Origin of the sequence: Fodinibius sp. SL11, from assembly GCF_052060035.1 — a bacterium.
GTDB lineage: Bacteria > Bacteroidota > Rhodothermia > Balneolales > Balneolaceae > Fodinibius.
Genome location: NZ_JBPOEA010000001.1, coordinates 246,093 through 262,575, shown reverse-complemented (window position 1 = coordinate 262,575; position 16,483 = coordinate 246,093). Strand labels below are relative to the sequence as shown.

The window sequence follows — 16,483 nt, the reverse complement described above, 5'->3', positions numbered from 1 at the left end:
GAATCCTAATGTTTTACGTATATCTTTTCCAGAATTTGCTCCTGCACGGTATCAATATAAGAGGTCTTTTGGGTATAGTTGTTCGTCACTACCGAAAATATTAACGGCTTACCCGAAATGCTTTGCATATAACCGCTCAAGCTCCGTACCCCGGAAACATAGCCCGTTTTACCCAATAGCTTACCCTTAAGCGGCGAATTCAAAAATCGACTTTTTAACGATCCATCTTGCCCCGCTACCGGTAAACTCTTTTTGTAGATACCAAAATAGGGATGGGATCTCATCTCAACTAAAAACCGGTTCAAGTCCGAAATCCTTACCATCGTACCGGCTGACATTCCAGAAGCATCCTGAATTTCAAGATCCGTGGTATCTATCTTCATGGATTTGGCAAAGTCTTTAACCAGGCTTATTCCCAGCTCAGTACTTCCCGTCGCATCATAATGCTCGGCAGCAGCTGTTTTAAGCAACATTTCGGAGTAAAAGTTGTCACTTTCTTTATTTACTTGCGTCAACATCGAATCAAAGGGAACGGAAACATGCTCGGCCAACTGCTGATAACTTTTTTCATTCCAGTCCTGTGGCTGACTGTCAACCATAATTCTTCCGCTCAGCTCAATGTTTCCATCTTCGAGATACCTTTCAAACGTATCCAAGAAAAAAAGCGGGGCGTTATGTATCGAAAGTGATTCCTTCTCTACATATCCTTTGGGTAATTTACTGGCCAGCTCAATAGTATTGGTTCCAAGTTTACGCCTATAAAATTCGTCATACTCGGTATTGGCCGGTGCAATAACCTGATCATTGATAAAATTTACGTAATCAGTATCAAAGGGAAACCACTCAATTTCGGGCGTTTCTCCCACATCGCCATTTGCATAAACTGTCAGATCCACCGCATTATTATTGAAAGAAAGGGCATTGATCTCGACGCCATAATAGAATGAAAGATCTTCCCAGCTCCATCCCTTGGGATAAGGCTGCTGATCAAAAAAAGAGTCATTCCCAATTAAATTGCCATCAATTCTGCGTATGCCTCTATTGTACAATGCCGAGAAAAACTTATCGAATACATGAAAGCGATCATCCCGATAAAACGTTCCGCTTATGGATGGATCACCAGCGCCGCGAATAATAATATCACCTTTCCAAGTATCATCCACCAGTGAACCGATGCCGTACATTTTTGTACGGAACTTATAATCGGGCCCCAGCTCGTCTAAAATTGCCCCTGAAGTAAGCAGCTTTAGATTTGATGCCGGACGCACTAATTTTTCAAAATTATATCCTTCTAAAATTTTTCCTGTGGTGTCGCGAACAATGACCGACCAATAAGCATCATTAGCCCGACTATTTTCAATAGTGTTAACGACTTCCGGCGAAAAAATGATTTGCTGTGCCTGAACCGTACTGATCGAAAATAAAAATGCGAAAAACAGGCCGGTACCCAGAAACATTGATTTTTTTTGAGACATATATCTCGGTCTGATTGCTTTCTACAAATATTAATCATTCAGCGAAACATGCTCTTCATTTTTAAAAGCCTCAATGATTTCTTCAGCAGTTGAACAATTTCGCAGCCGTTCTCTAAAATCACTGTTATTCATCAATCGTGAGATACGGCTCAGCATTTTTATGTGCAAGTTATTACTGGCCTGTGGCCCCACTAAAAGAAAAACCATATTTACCGGTTCGCCATCAATAGCTTCGTAATCAACCGGTTCGTTTAAAATAGCAAAAGCAGCATACGTCTGATTAATTCCTGATGCCTTGCCGTGTGGAATAGCCAATCCTTTGCCAACCCCCGTAGACATAATTCCTTCTCGTTCAAAAACGGCTTCTCTAATTTCATCAAGTTCTTCATCAGATACATCATTTTCTAACGAAGATATCATCCTGTTTAATATCTCAGCTTTATCTTTGGCTTGTAGATTTGAAAACACTGTTTCCTCATTTAATAAGCTGAAAATATTCATGCGAAAAAATCTAAATTATATATATCATATGCAGGTCAAATATACTCATCGTTTTTCATCTGTTACAACTTAATTACTCGACCAATTTGTGCACTCATATTTTGTATTTTGGTTTAAAAGTTGGAAGCAAATTTTGTAAACTTTGCTGATGGATTTTTTACAAGGAATATCGGCAGTATTCGCCAAAGATTTACAAACTGAGCTACGGTCGAGGTATGCGATTAATACCGTGCTGACCTTCGTAGGAGCATCGCTGCTGCTTATCCTCTTTGCTCTTAATGCCGAGCAGCTGGCTCCCACCCCCAAAAGTGCACTTGTCTGGATTGTTATACTCTTTGCCGCCCTGTCCAGTCTGTCACGTTCTTTTGTAATGGAAACCGACCGCAATACTTTTGATCTGCTTCGCATCCACAGCAATGCCTCCGAAGTATTTGTAGGTAAGCTGTGCTACAACTTTTTATTTACACTCACTGTAAACCTCGTCACGTTTTTACTCTATATTTTTCTGCTCGGTATGCCGATTGCAGATTTTTGGGCACTTATTTTAGTATTACTTTTTGGAACAGCAGGACTATCAGGGGTAGCCACTATGCTCGGCGCCATCGTTTCTCAAGCTGATCGCAAAGGAGCTATTTTCTCAGTGCTCAGCATTCCGCTTCTTTTCCCGCTAATTCTTATTCTTGTGCGAACGACCAAAGCCGCATTGATAGAGGGATTTACCGATAACTATCTCAACGATTTTTGGGCGCTCTTTGGCTATGCCGGTGTAACCATTACCGCAGGAATTTTACTTTTTGATTACATTTTTGAAGAATAACACATCATGATCGACTATAAAGATCTTACATTTAATTTTGGTGATCGTCGCCTGGTGGGGCAAGATTTTGCCCGTGAGCAGATAAAGCGCATTATCAACTCGGGGCGCATTAGTCATTCCTACCTTTTTTCGGGTCCGCCGGGCATCGGTAAAACCGCTTTTGCACTGGCCTTTGCCGAACTTATTAACGGTGTTGATCACCTGACTGATTTGGGAGACCAAGCCTTTTCCAAAAAATCATCGTGGTTTACCCATCCCGATATTCACGTATTTTTACCTGTTCCAACAAACGTCTCCGTAGAGGAGCTTCGGGAGCGATTAGAATTGTTACGAGAGGATCCCTACGAAATCGTGGATTTTAGCCTACGGCCATCACTCACCAATGAAGAAAGTACCAAAAACAAGCGTGCTTTTTACCCAATCGATTATTTCAGGGAAGAAATTCGTCCTGCTGCTTATTACAAACCAAACGAGGGACAAAAAACCGTGATTATCATGACTGGCATTGAAAGCATGAAGAAGGAAGCCGCCAATTCCTTTTTAAAATTGCTTGAAGAACCGGCCGAGGATCTTATATTCTTGCTCACTACTGATCATACTGAAGCGCTGCTTCCGACTATTATTTCGCGATGCCAACATATTCAGCTATCTCCCTTAAAAACAAAAGAGATTGAACAAGCTCTTATTGAACAAGATGGTGTAGATGAGAATGAGGCTTCGTACCTGGCACGCGTCTCGGGCGGTAATTATGCGATGACACGCTTTTTTGACGTAGATACGCTTAAAAGTACGCGCGAAGCTATTATTGAATATTTGCGGCACTCTTATTCACAGGATGCCGTTAATATTACGCAAACGGCCCAAGACTGGCAGAGTCAAGAGAATCTCGAGGGTCAAATTGCGATTTTGAATGTGATGGAGGTTTTTCTACGCGACTTGCTGGTCTTTAGAGCTACAGAAAATAAAGATTTAATTACCAATGCTGATCAACTGGAAGTCATCAAAAAGTTTTGCGAAACACTGGCTAATGCCCGACTTGAAGAAATGATTGAACACGTCAATGACTGCAAACCAATGGTTTACCGCAACGTCCAGCCCAAACTCATTTTTACCTCTTTGGCACTTCGATTTTCGAGCCTGATGCGTGGCAATGATCCCATCATCAACAAAGAAGATTCCTGGCAACATTTACCCGCTTTCTCTGAATAATGGATACCCCGAACCAAAACATACCGTTCACAAAAATGCAGGCGGCAGGCAACGACTTTGTTGTAATTGATAACCGTTCCGAATCATTGACCAAAGAGGAACTCATTTCATGGGCTCCTGTAATTTGTGATCGAAAATTCGGGGTAGGTTCTGACGGCATCTTAGCATTATTTCCCCCGGAGCTAAACAACGTTGATTACACCATGTTCTATCGTAATCCTGATGGCAGTGACGCAGGGATGTGCGGCAATGGCGCTCGTTGTATTGCGTTGTTTGCACGCTCTCTGGGGTTTGATAGCCAGCACGCTTTTAATGTGCACGATAATATATACATGGCTGAAGTCTCCGGTCCGGATTCCGTAGTTATCTCATTTCCCATGGCGGCTTCAGTTAAAGAAAAAATGGTTAACAACGAACAATTGTATACTATTCACACCGGCACCGAGCATGCGGTAAAAACTATAGATGAAGAAGAGTTAAATAACGAAAAAGAACTTGTTAACCGGGGACGCCAGCTTCGATACCATCAACAGTTTGAACCAAAAGGAACAAATATAAACTTTATCTGCGGCACAGGGTCCTCCGCTCTCAAGCTCCAAACTTATGAACGTGGGGTAGAAGATTTAACGCTTGCCTGCGGCACCGGAGCTATCGCCTCTGCCCTTGTCTGGCACTATCTACAAGATGATCAAACATCTAAGAGTAAATATTCGGTGGAAACCAAGGGTGGGACATTAACGGTACATTTTTCATTTGAGCCCGAATTAAATAAATACAACAACATTAAACTCGAGGGGCCCGCACATTTTGTATTTAAAGGTACATTTTTACAGTAGACTTATTTTCAATGTTTTGCTGGCAGTCATTACCGTGGGATGTGCAGCCTCAGGCCCCTCACAACAGCAACAGTTTTCTTCAAAAAAACCTTTGGATGGAAGCCTTGCGCTCACATCACAAAAAGCCCCGCCGAATGATATCCAGAGTATTCAACTATACCCTACAGGACAACCCCAAGAAGCGCCCATAATAACACTCCATTCGGGCCAATCCCTTCAGCTCTCTTTTGATTATCTGGGGACACAAAACCGGCAATTCCGTGTGACGATTGAACACTTTGATCAAAGTTGGAACAAGAGCAGAATTGGACCCAATACATACCTAAACAGCTTTTCAGAGACTACCATCCAATCTTCCAACATAAGCTTTGGGCAGCGTCCATCATATCAGCATTTAGAATTTTCTTTTCCCAATAACGAACTGCAACCTGCAGTAAGCGGAAATTATCTTATTAAGGTATACTCTACCGATGATAGCAGTCTTTTGTTTTCAATGCCGTTTTTTATCACCGAAGATGAAGGACGGGTTCAAACGAAGGCGGAGCGGCTTTTTGCCCAGCGCAATGATGGCCGGCCCCTCGAGCAGCTTTTTAGCACCTATGACTATCCTGATTTTGTAGAATATCCCCAATTTGATCTGGCAATGTCATTCGTACAAAATAGGTTTTGGGGACGAACGAAACAGGTTGAGTTTCTGGATACCATTACCCCGGGCCAACTGCGGGGATACATTGATCATGATAATGCTTTTATAGGCAACTACGAGTTTAAACGTCTTGATCTTCAAAATTTTGAGGTTGATGGTCAACAAATTCTGGATTATCAGCCGGGTATTACACCACCCAGAATTATTTTGCGCCGGGATGTACAAAACCTTGATACGAATCCAAATCAAACCCAAGCAGCTGCCACGGAAGGCAATCGCGGTGATGAACGCAATAGCAACTATGCACAAGTAGCCTTTAGGCTGCAAACAGATGAAAGAATCTCTTCTTCAGCAGATATCTACATCGTGGGTCATTTCAATAATTGGATGATTAGTGACCTCAACAAAATGAGCTTTGATCCCGATGAACAAATGTGGACAGGGCAAGCACTCATCAAGCAGGGAACCTACGCTTACAAATATATCATTGTACAAGATAATCAACTGGACGATCTGAGCCTTGACCAAGGATTTTTATCGGCCCAGCAAGAGTATTTAACCTTTATTTATTTTAAAGATCCCGACAAAAACTTTGATCGTCTGCTCAAAGTAGATCGAGTTTTAAAACGATAGAGTTGCGACTCACAAAGAATTCAGCCCCTCAACCTGATAAGGTTGATTAGAAGTCTACACCAATAGTAATGTAGTGAATTGGGTCACTATCAAAGCCATCACGATAATACGGCCAACCCACATCGTAACGGAGCGGGAATCCAAATAGAATAGTACGCAATCCAAAACCCGCACCCATCAAAATATCACCGTCATTCACCGGTACATTAAATGTACCGTTACCGGTATTAACTTGACGCTGAGATTTTTTACTAACTTTAAAATTAAGATCTGACTCGTTGAGCACTACACTCTCACGTATATATTGCTGGTTGACGTTTTGCCGATAATACTCAAAGACGATATCCTGTCCCCAAGCCATGCCAGCATCCCAAAAGGCAACACCAGTTAAGTTATAGAGAGGCAGAATAGGAATGGGACCCGGAAGAATGGCCGCAAAGAGCGGAAATCGAAATTCTGCATTAAGCAAGGTAAATTTATCTCCATAAATAGAATTATATGGATGTCCTCGTAACGGCAGTGCCGGTAAGGTAAAAAAGGTATCTCCCAGTCTATCTGTGGGGATACTGCGTCCCGAGTATTTGGAATTTATCCATCCAAGCATACCCCCCATGAAAAAGGTCTGCGAATCGCGTCCAAACGAAGCAGCACCGGATCCGCGAAACGCTAATGAGTATCGAGAACCTAAATTAAAGTACTTGCGATAGTCACCTAATACAGAGGCAAATTGTAGCGTTTCATTGGTGATGGGCGGGCTCCCTGTAAGACTAAGTGAATAGCGCGAACCTCCGGCAGGAGTAATATATCCGGGCAGTGTTTTATCACTGGTATAAATAATTTGTGGATAAGCAAAGGCTGTAGTCTCATTTTGACTGGTATCCGCATAAGCAATACTGTAATCTTGCGCTATTCCCACTGCTGAGAGACCAACATCAATACGTCGAAATTTATCGAACGGATATCGCATATTTATACCTCCGCCATAAGATCGAAATCGATAAAGCTGGCCAGAAAAATCCTGAAAATTACTGGCGTTGTGAAAGAACGTAAACTGCCAGTCAGCCCTGTTTTCTAAATAGGCATACTGAAGAAAGTAGGTGCTATTCCGCAAATCCAGGTTTAGATTCGTACCAAATGCTATCTGGTGATTTCCCAGTAAGTCACTAAACTGGATCTGTGTTATGCCATAGGTACCGTAAGCGGTAGAAAAGTTACCCCCCGCATAAATAATATCGGTACTAAAACGTAATCGGTACTCCCGTGGGATATATCGCCCATCATCAGTTTGATTACCTTCCAGGTTAAACTTTGCCTCATCCATATATTCTTCCACGAAAGCCGTGTCTTCTTCTACCGAAGAATCAAACACATAATTTCTAAAATCAAAGCTGTCGGATTCCTCTTGTTGCTGGGTGGTATCTTGCCGGTTAGTTGTTGTGTCTGGCTGGGTAGCATTAGTATCTACATACGCCTTTTTGGGCGTTGGATCTATTTGAGAGGAAACAGCATCGGTCAAGCTGGTTGAATCTATCGGTTGCGCTGTCAACATTTCGCGTACGTACTTGGTAGCCGGTACCCGTTCAGCTTCGGATTCTTGTGCTCTTCTCTTAGCCCACTGGTTGGGTTCAAGCGGACGATCTTTAACACGAGTTAACGGCGACTGAATCATAAATATATCCAGGTAGCCATCATTAATTGAGTTCACGGCCAATCTGCTGGCATCAGCACTAATCGACATCTGCATAACACCGGTCTGTAAGTCTGTAACCGGTGAGGAGGTGCGATCTTGAAGATTCATCAAGTAGATATTGGGAATCCCATTTTCATCGGAAATATAAAAGAGTTTACCATCTCTGCTTGTTGCAGGTTGCTTTTCATTCCAATTGGGAGTCTTCGTAAGTCGCTGTGCCATTGAAGAACCAATTTTAACAGAATAGATATCGGAAGTGTAAAGATCTTCATCCATTAACAAGCGCGAGGTATTCTGCACGTTATTCAAACGAACCTCATTGCCGCGGTGCGAAACAAAATAAAGCGTATTGGAATCAGCACTCCAAGCAGGCTCATAATCTGAAAATACATCATTAGTGACATTATTAAACTCCTGCGTTTGCAGGTTGTATACGTATATATCCTGATTAGGGCCAATATTTCCGTCAAAGGCAATTTTATTCCCATCCGGTGCCCAGTCAACTGAACCGATAGCATCAAGTTTAGGAAACTGAACCATCTTCACTTTTCCGGTCTCATAATCAACAATAGCCAAGTTATCAGAGCCTTTAGACTTACTGGAAAGAGCAATTTTCTGTCCATCTGGCGACCATGTCAAATTGGGATTAAGAATATTGAGTTCTTCAAAGTTTACATTATCCTCCCCTTTAATAAGAGTCTTAATTTTTTCACCTGTTATAGCACTGATCACCACAACATCAAAATAGCCCCGCTTGTTAGTAATCATCGCTATTTTATCACCTTGTGGTGACACAGCAGGACTTGTATTGTAGGTTCCGGCTTTATCACGTTCTGTCAACAGATCGGCAAATGATGTAATATCCTCTCGGTTAGCAACCTCCGGCAAATATCGTTTTCGATAAAAATCTTGCCAACGTTTCGACAGTTCCTCCAGACTTAAGCCAAGCGTTCTGTTTATGGTCACTTCCAGATTTCGTTGATTATGCAACGACTGCATAATTTCGGTGATTTTTGGGCGACCATATTCCTCAGCAATATAATTCCAAACCGATTGTCCCCCTCGATAGGCAAAATATCCACCAAGCCGGCGAATCGGGGGAAGATAATTATTGATTGTTGCATCACGGATCCACATATCGGTATTGGTATCCCATCCGAGAGAAGTATACTCAGACATCCCCTCACTGTACCACAACGGAATTTGCAGGGCATTACCACTCAAACGTGATTGCACATTGCCGCCATAAAACATGTCGTTCATAACAGCATGGACAAGTTCATGATGTAGTGTACTTCTAAATTTGGCAAAGTTCCCATCAAAAGGCATAGTTATGCGGTTTTTATACGCATCCGTTACCCCACCAATACCCTCAGAATTAACCGGCAGGGGTACTACATTAGTCTGGGAAAAATCATTGTGAGAGTCATAAATAATTACCTGTATACGATCAGCAATTTCATGATCAAAATCCTCGCTCAGCTGTCTATAAGCTGATTCCATCGAATAAACTGTAAAATTGGCCAAATCATAATTCTTTGTCTGATAGTAATATACGTCGAAGTGCTCCGACTGCACATACCGCCAATTGAAGTTCTTATACTGTACCCTGTTCTTCCCAAATGAAAAATACTGAGCTTGCGCTTCTTGTATCATCCCACCAACAAAAGCGGTAAGAAAAAGAGCTACCAGAAATCGCCGAAGAAATTGAGATAATTTCATAAGTGGATACGCATTAAAATTAATTTCAACTATCTGCCAATTTTAAATCTATTTGTCGCGCCTTTACATCTGTTCTAACGACTTTAACTCGAACTTCTTTCCCTAATTGATATTTTTTTCCGTGATTTCTACCAATCAGGCAATGCTGTTTTTCATCATATTCGTAATAATCATCATCGAGATCACTAACACGAACCATACCTTCGCAGTGGATATCTTTTAAATCAACAAAAATACCACCGTCCATGACGCCGCTAATAACACCGTCAAAATCTTCTCCTACGCGCTCACTCAGATATTCTACCTGTTTCAATTTAACCGAATCTCGTTCGGCCTCAATTGCAGCCCGCTCTCTTTCACTACAATGCGATCCCAGCTGTTTAAGTTCATTATGAGAATAACTGGGCTTTCCAGTAAGATAGCTTTTCAATAAGCGATGTACCAGCACATCAGGATAACGCCGGATGGGGCTGGTAAAGTGTGCATAATTCTTAAAGCCTAATCCAAAGTGACCAATATTGTTAGGACTATATTCCGCTTTCGACATTGCCCGAAGCATTAAATCATTAATTGTGAGCTCCAGCGATGTATCTTCTATCTGTTCTAATAACACATTTATCGCCTTAGAGCTTACCGTCGGGCTGTCAATATGAAAATTGATCCCAATGGGCTTCACATTTTCCTCAATATTCTTGAGTTTATCAAGATCGGGCTGGTCGTGAATACGGTATAAAAATGGATAAAGGTCTTTGGATTTCTCCTTGTTGGACTGCTTGCGTATATCTTCGATATATTTGGCAACCGTCCGGTTCGCCATCAACATACATTCTTCAATCAGCTTATGGGCAAATAACCGTTCTTTCAGTTTTACATCAATGGGCTTACCATTTTCATCCAGCACAAATTTTGGTTCGGGTGTCTCAAAGTTAATACTCCCCTCACGAAAACGTTTATCCAACAGCACATGTGCTAATTTGGCGGCCGTTTGAATCTGCTTGGAATACTCGCTTTCCTTGCCATCAATAATTTCTTGTGCCTGCTCGTACGTAAATCGCTTATTGGAATGGATAACGGTTTCCTCAATAGAATAATCTACCAATTTACCGTTTGGGGCAATCTCCATAAAACAGCTGAAAGCAAGCTTGTCCTCACGCGGATTCAAGCTACATACATCGTTGCTCAAAACCTCGGGCAGCATGGGGATAACGCGATCTACCAAATACACACTGGTAGCACGATGTTCAGCCTCATCGTCAAGTACTGTATTTCGCGGCATATAATGGGTTACATCAGCAATATGTACGCCCAGATAGTAGTTCCCGTTATCAAGTACGTTGATACTTAGTCCGTCATCAAAATCTTTGGCCGTATCGGGATCAATGGTAAGTACTACCTCATCCCGCATATCGCGACGTCGGTCAATTTCTTTCCCGGTAATTTCTCGATTAATATTACCCGCAAACTCTTCAACTTCTTCAGGAAATCCTGCCTTGATCTGATTTTCCGCCAATATAGAAAGTACATTGGCGTCATTGGTCCCTTCTTTACCAAGCACTTCCACTATTTTGGCTTCAGGTAGCGACTTGGGATGCACCCAATCCACCAGTTCAAAAACCACCTTTTCACCCGGGTGTGCATCACCAATATTATTTGGAAGCATAAAGAAATCGGTATGAGCTGATTTTTCGTCAGGTTCAATAATGTAGTTTTGTTTGCCCTGCTTTTTAAGAATGCCGACAAATATACTGCGTCCGCGTTCTACAATATCAACAACCTTTCCTTCCTGTCGACTTTTGTTACCTTTTTTTCTCAAGAGTTTTACTTTTACCGTATCATCCTGCAGGGCGGTGCCAAGATTTTTCGAGTGCACTCGAATATCTTCATCAAATCCTTCAGCAATCAGATAACCAGTACCGCGCCGACTGATATCCATTTTGCCAACTACGGTGTTACGATCCCTCTTGTTGTTGTCACTGCCGTTGTTGGCTGAGAGTTGTATAGCACCGCCTTTTCGCTTTACGATCAAGTTGCGGTCGTATAAACTGTTAATGGCGTCTTTAAGACGCTGATTATCTTTCTTGCTGTCTACCTTCAAAATATTCTGCAAAACCTCGAATGGCAGATGTGCCTCCGGATTATTCTGCAAAATATCGAGAATAATATCTTCAAATGTCTCTTTCTTACTTTTCTTCATTAATTATTTATATAAAACGTTTTAAAAATTTCTTATTTCTTTTCCGCGTTGCATTTATTTCAGCAACATAAATTTACTATTCACTGTTTTCGGAATCTTTGTTTATCCCAAAAATCCCTTTAATTCGATTTATCAATTCCCGCCAAGTATTAAACTGTACCTGCGATTCAATCCCCAATCCATCTACATACGGTGTTACATCACCGGCTTGAGGCCCCTGAACATTACTCAAAGCTTGATCTTGCCGATGAAAGGCTGTCAACGATAATCCTTTTCTGATGCGGTATGTAGCATTTAAATCACCAATACGATCACCCGGCGTACTTTGCGTGCCACCACCTGTTATTTGTCCCTCACGCCGTAAAATTAACCGATCATTATACAAGCGCAATGCAATACCCAAGTCCACTTCGTTATAAGCATTCAAGTTGAAATCAATATCCAGACGACTTACATCACTATTAAGTAAGGTATTTATTTGATTAGATAACAACGAACTTACCTGGCTTGATAGCAGTGGATTCAAATACGTAGATCCACGAGTTAGATTTTGACTTAGCGTTGCAGTACCGCTGCCCATACCTTGGGTGGGGATAAACTGCCCCGTAAAAAGAATACTGGTGGCCTGCAACAGTTTTTGCTGTTCGTCTCGGTTGATTTGGTTAAGTGTATATTGCAAAGTTGAATTTGAGGAAAGCTCCATCGTAGAAGGGAGTCTAAAATAGTAATTATTTTCAACACTATTAAGTGTTCCGTTTATTTCAACAATAAGGTCTACCGGTACCTGTTGGCTACCATTCTGATTTGGGTCATTCCCTCCCTCCCCATTCAGCAATGTTGATACATTGGGACGCGCATTGTAAACCGCACTGATATTCAACCGGGCATTATCGGGAGGGCCTTCCCAAACGATCGTACCGCCGGATTCCAACTGCAGACGACGACTAATAATTTCTCCTGTTACAAACTGATAGTTTCCAGCATTGATATTGTATTGACCAAACATCTGTACGTCTTGGTCTTGCATTGTGATGCGAAGTTGCCCGGTTCCTTGCGCGGTAAGCACTTCTCCCGTTACGGGATCGAAGATAAGATTAACTCTTAGGTTTTCAGATGCATTAAATCGCAGATCCAGGTCAAAACGCTCGCTAAATGTCATCTCTTCAAGAGCCTGTTCTAACGCCTCTTCGGATCGTTCAGACTGTTGGGCAGTACGCTGAATAGCCGTTTCCGACTTTTTATTCACCTCATCAAAAGAATCTACAAAGCGAATAAACTTTCCACTCTCCTGCAGTTCTGTCTCTTCGAGTAGTGGAATGGAAACCTCAGAGTCGCTGGTTATCTCTACAGGATTTTCTGTGCGCAGAAACATATCAGTGTTTGACCCCGAAAGCCTTACAAGCCCCGAACCTGATACATTGCCATAAAATGGCACATCCGGATTCATCTTATTATTAAGAAACTGTAACTGGTTCATATCCAGCGCTAAATCAAGATAGGTGATAGGATCAAAATCATTAAGATCTACGGTGCCCCAAACTGTTCCCGTGCCTCCCTTGGTATCCATCACATTTAACGAATCAAGGATCACCCCTCCCCCCTTATTGAATTGTACCGGGCCGCTTAAAAAGTAATTGGTATTTAAAAATTCTGGACGTGCAAATACGTTCTTCGTTTCAAATTGGGAAGCAAAATCATAATTCTCTAAGTTGCCGGTAATATAACCCGACCCCGAAGCTTGCCCCTCGACCTCTGCAAAAACATTATCAGCAATTACCGCTAAAAACCATAGATCTACCTGCTCAAAATTGGCGTCGAAGTAGTATACGGTATCTTGTCGGACCGACGGGTCGGGAGTAACAAAATATCCATCCAACCGAATATCCTGCCCTATTCCATCATTTGATTCAAGATAATCCTGATACTTCGTGCTGTCAGTTAAAATATCAACATGCGTATCAAACCGTTGTAAGTCTTGATTATATTCACTGTTAAAATGTACATCCCCAACCATACGGTTATTTAACCTTAACCGGTTTACGTTAAGATTACCCTGTATTGTCGGCTGGCTCGTAAGGGATTTGGTAATTAAGCTGCCATTAAGTACTCCTGCAAAATCAATTTTTCCTTTAACCAGATCCGATATCCGCTTCAGGTTTATATCACGCAGCGTATAAATCAACGAATCACTGCGGTTGGGGCTTAGCTTGCCCTGTAATCTGAAGTACTCATTCCGGTTCCGAAAGCTAAACTCATCAAAATCTACCTCTCCATTGCGATGGTACCGCAGTTGCGGGGTTCGTTCGTCAACCCACGCATATAACTGATTTCCCAGAAAAAATTCTTGTATCGATATAGTAATCACTGAATCAGAAATTTGTGATTGTACTGCCATATCAAATTGCGCATCGTTTGATATGGCACCTATATGCTGGGTTAAAGAAACAGAATCCTGCTTTATAGACAGGTCAAAAACAACTGAATCTAAATCAACTGACTCCGTTTCCAGTCTTGATATATTGGCTTCCCAGTCTATCGAAGAAAATTCACTCAGCGTTCGATCACTCCTAAAGCTGGCAGTAAATTGAGTATTGGCATTGCCAAAATTGAAATCATTATAAGCCAAGGTATCCGATGTCATTTCTGCTGACAGAAGCAATCGCGTACCGTCTGTATTTACATTAAAAGCAACATCCGACTCGGCATAAATCGTGGGAAATGATGGGAGATATTTTTTAATCAATCCCAAATCCTTTATTTGAATATCACCATCCACAACCACATTCTTATCTTGTGGAGAACCATTAAAAGAATCAGCAGAAATTGGCTGAGTCATTGCTATTTCGGAATTGAACCTACTTTTAAGATATGAGCTCCAAAATTTTGTTTGCGAAATCACATCAGAAGGAGTTACCTCTCCACTAATGCTCACATCAACCAGAGAGCTGGTGAGTCTAAACTGGCGGTTCGAAGCATCCGGTGCATTTAAATCCATATAGAGCTGATGGGCACGTACTGTATCACCAGCAATAACCGAAGTGGCTATATCAAGATTCGCCCGGCCCTGAATACGTTCGGGATCAATTCCCTGCGTCTCTACACTATAATCAAAATTAAGAGCAGTTTGAGAAACCGAATTACGGGGCAAAAAATTCGCTAAATTAATGTTTTCGGCATTCCCTTTAATGGCCAATGCCGGATCCTTTGATCTAAAATTTATGGATGCGGAACCCTGCAGAAATTCATCATTATTACGATATTCGTAATTTTGATTTAAAATTTGATTGCCCAGTGAAGCAGCAAGAGCGAACTGCTCAAATTCATGAGTCCCAATTCTGCTATTCGTAAAGGTTATATTTAGATCCGAGGCTGCTTTCTTCAACGAAAACTCTCTGCCTGTAATCTGAGCATTAAAATTAAGTGCAGTCGTGTCTACGCTTTCAGCAAAAAAGGGAGCAATATCCAATCCCTTTCCTGTAAGAGAACCATTATAGCTAAAGGGGGCTACAAGCTGCGTTTCCACCTCAACTTCAAGCGTTCCAAGAGTACTCGATAGGGAAAAATCACCTTGCACCTTCTGCAAACTACCAGTAGCCTGACCCGAAACGGTTAAACTTTGAAGTTCTTTATTATTAGGAATTGCAAGCGAATCCAAAAGTTGTGCAAGATCTTCATTTCGGAGATTTATCCCTTCAAAACGAAATCGATAAAAAAGGTTTTGCGGGTCAATAACATTCTTTACAGACCCATTCAAATTTACAAAACTATCGCCAATCCCAAGTTCAGCACGGTCAATCCATAGAGAATCTGCCGATCCTTCAGTTCTGAAATCCAGGCTCAATGGTTTTTCAAGTTCTGGGGTATTATCCATAAAATCTGCGAGATCCTGCAGATGGATTTCATTGGAACGTACATCAAGATCATACCGAGCCGCTTTAAGTTGATCTGTCACATCAGGCTCTAAAATATTTACTCCATCAACTTCTCCATTAAAAACGAACCGGGAATTACCCAATGTTAAATAAAATGAATTAAACTCCAGAAATCGGTGATCATTATAAAGTTGTCCGGATGCAGAAATATTTTCGACCTGTAAATTTTCTGACTCTGCGAAAAAAGACTCGATGTCCAGGTAACGCTGTTTTTCACTCCAATCCACAAAGACCGAAGCATTAATATTCCTCAGCGAAAAAGAAGAGGGCAAATTCCCAATTTGATGTTTATCCGTTTCGGCTTTTAAGTGAACGTGTCCATTTTTTATGCTTACACTGGGAGCAATTATTTCAATTCTACTCAACCAGGTATCATCATTTACCGCCTGGCGCTTTTTAGCGTCGACCCTGCGTTCAAGCAACACCAATTTACCCCTCTCATCTGATCGAAGATTAATCTCCGGCGACTCCAACGAAAAGCCCACAATGGTCAATTTATTTTGCAGTAATCCCCACACATCAATTTCACTGTCAAGCTGCTCGATGGAGGCCAAGGTATCAGTATCAGCATCGTCAGTGCGCAGTAATGTAACATCATACAAACTTATTTCGAACGGAAGAAAGCCATCGACATCCCTGATATTTAATTCTGCTTTGTAAGTATCTTCTATCTGTCGCACTATGCGGTCGGCAAGATAATTTTTAGCCACGTCAAGCTGTAAAACACCAATCACAATTCCCGATAAAACGGTAGCGATGATTAATAGTACAAAGACTATTCTCCAGAAGTATTTCCAGCTTTTATGTAACCAGCGATAAAACACAAGT

General features: G+C 41.6%; 9 protein-coding genes. 4 read left to right on the top strand and 5 right to left on the bottom strand.

From position 1 onward, the window contains the following. Positions 1-5: 5 nt before the first annotated feature. Together dacB and ACQ76V_RS01060 are read right to left on the bottom strand one after the other, a co-directional pair. The gene (gene dacB / locus ACQ76V_RS01065) at positions 6-1,475 is read right to left on the bottom strand and encodes a D-alanyl-D-alanine carboxypeptidase/D-alanyl-D-alanine endopeptidase (RefSeq protein ID WP_440998611.1); all 1,470 of its coding nucleotides are present in this window, start codon (positions 1,473-1,475) and stop codon (positions 6-8) included. A 30-nt stretch (positions 1,476-1,505) separates the two neighbouring features. Beyond that, a complete protein-coding gene (locus ACQ76V_RS01060; RefSeq protein WP_440998610.1) occupies positions 1,506-1,976 on the bottom strand; it encodes a PTS sugar transporter subunit IIA in 471 nt (156 codons plus the stop codon). Between the two features lie 148 nt (positions 1,977-2,124). Here ACQ76V_RS01060 and ACQ76V_RS01055 point away from each other — a divergent pair, with 148 nt between their 5' ends. From ACQ76V_RS01055 to ACQ76V_RS01040, 4 genes are read left to right on the top strand one after another with little or no spacing between them, the layout of a single operon-like run. After that, complete coding sequence (locus ACQ76V_RS01055) at positions 2,125-2,793, top strand: heme exporter protein CcmB (protein ID WP_440998609.1); 669 nt, start codon at positions 2,125-2,127, stop codon at positions 2,791-2,793. Positions 2,794-2,799: 6 nt separating this feature from the next. After that, a complete protein-coding gene (locus tag ACQ76V_RS01050) occupies positions 2,800-4,002 on the top strand; it encodes a DNA polymerase III subunit (protein ID WP_440998608.1) in 1,203 nt (400 codons plus the stop codon). Next, positions 4,002-4,838, top strand: coding sequence for a diaminopimelate epimerase (gene dapF / locus ACQ76V_RS01045; RefSeq protein WP_440998607.1), 837 nt, complete (start codon positions 4,002-4,004; stop codon positions 4,836-4,838). The genes ACQ76V_RS01050 and dapF overlap by 1 nt, the downstream gene beginning before the upstream one ends. Continuing rightward, the gene (locus ACQ76V_RS01040; protein WP_440998606.1) at positions 4,810-6,117 is read left to right on the top strand and encodes a type IX secretion system plug protein domain-containing protein; all 1,308 of its coding nucleotides are present in this window, start codon (positions 4,810-4,812) and stop codon (positions 6,115-6,117) included. The genes dapF and ACQ76V_RS01040 overlap by 29 nt, the downstream gene beginning before the upstream one ends. Before the next feature lie 46 nt (positions 6,118-6,163). Here ACQ76V_RS01040 and ACQ76V_RS01035 read toward each other — a convergent pair whose 3' ends face one another. The 3 genes from ACQ76V_RS01035 to ACQ76V_RS01025 all read right to left on the bottom strand — a co-directional run bounded on the left by ACQ76V_RS01035 (position 6,164) and on the right by ACQ76V_RS01025 (position 16,479). Continuing rightward, complete coding sequence (locus ACQ76V_RS01035; RefSeq protein ID WP_440998605.1) at positions 6,164-9,529, bottom strand: peptidase MA family metallohydrolase; 3,366 nt, start codon at positions 9,527-9,529, stop codon at positions 6,164-6,166. 25 nt (positions 9,530-9,554) lie between these two features. Further along, positions 9,555-11,723 (bottom strand): ribonuclease R, encoded by a 2,169-nt coding sequence (rnr, locus tag ACQ76V_RS01030; RefSeq protein WP_440998604.1) that lies wholly within the window; start codon positions 11,721-11,723, stop codon positions 9,555-9,557. 76 nt (positions 11,724-11,799) lie between these two features. Further along, positions 11,800-16,479 (bottom strand): hypothetical protein, encoded by a 4,680-nt coding sequence (locus ACQ76V_RS01025; RefSeq protein ID WP_440998603.1) that lies wholly within the window; start codon positions 16,477-16,479, stop codon positions 11,800-11,802. Positions 16,480-16,483: the final 4 nt, after the last annotated feature.

What these genes read in the sequence shown, in the direction of transcription:
- dacB (WP_440998611.1), bottom strand. Translation starts at nt 1,475, where the DNA reads ATGTCTCAAAAAAAATCAATGTTTCTGGGTACCGGCCTGTTTTTCGCA.
- ACQ76V_RS01060 (WP_440998610.1), bottom strand. Translation starts at nt 1,976, where the DNA reads ATGAATATTTTCAGCTTATTAAATGAGGAAACAGTGTTTTCAAATCTA.
- ACQ76V_RS01055 (WP_440998609.1), top strand. Translation starts at nt 2,125, where the DNA reads ATGGATTTTTTACAAGGAATATCGGCAGTATTCGCCAAAGATTTACAA.
- ACQ76V_RS01050 (WP_440998608.1), top strand. Translation starts at nt 2,800, where the DNA reads ATGATCGACTATAAAGATCTTACATTTAATTTTGGTGATCGTCGCCTG.
- dapF (WP_440998607.1), top strand. Translation starts at nt 4,002, where the DNA reads ATGGATACCCCGAACCAAAACATACCGTTCACAAAAATGCAGGCGGCA.
- ACQ76V_RS01035 (WP_440998605.1), bottom strand. Translation starts at nt 9,529, where the DNA reads ATGAAATTATCTCAATTTCTTCGGCGATTTCTGGTAGCTCTTTTTCTT.
- rnr (WP_440998604.1), bottom strand. Translation starts at nt 11,723, where the DNA reads ATGAAGAAAAGTAAGAAAGAGACATTTGAAGATATTATTCTCGATATT.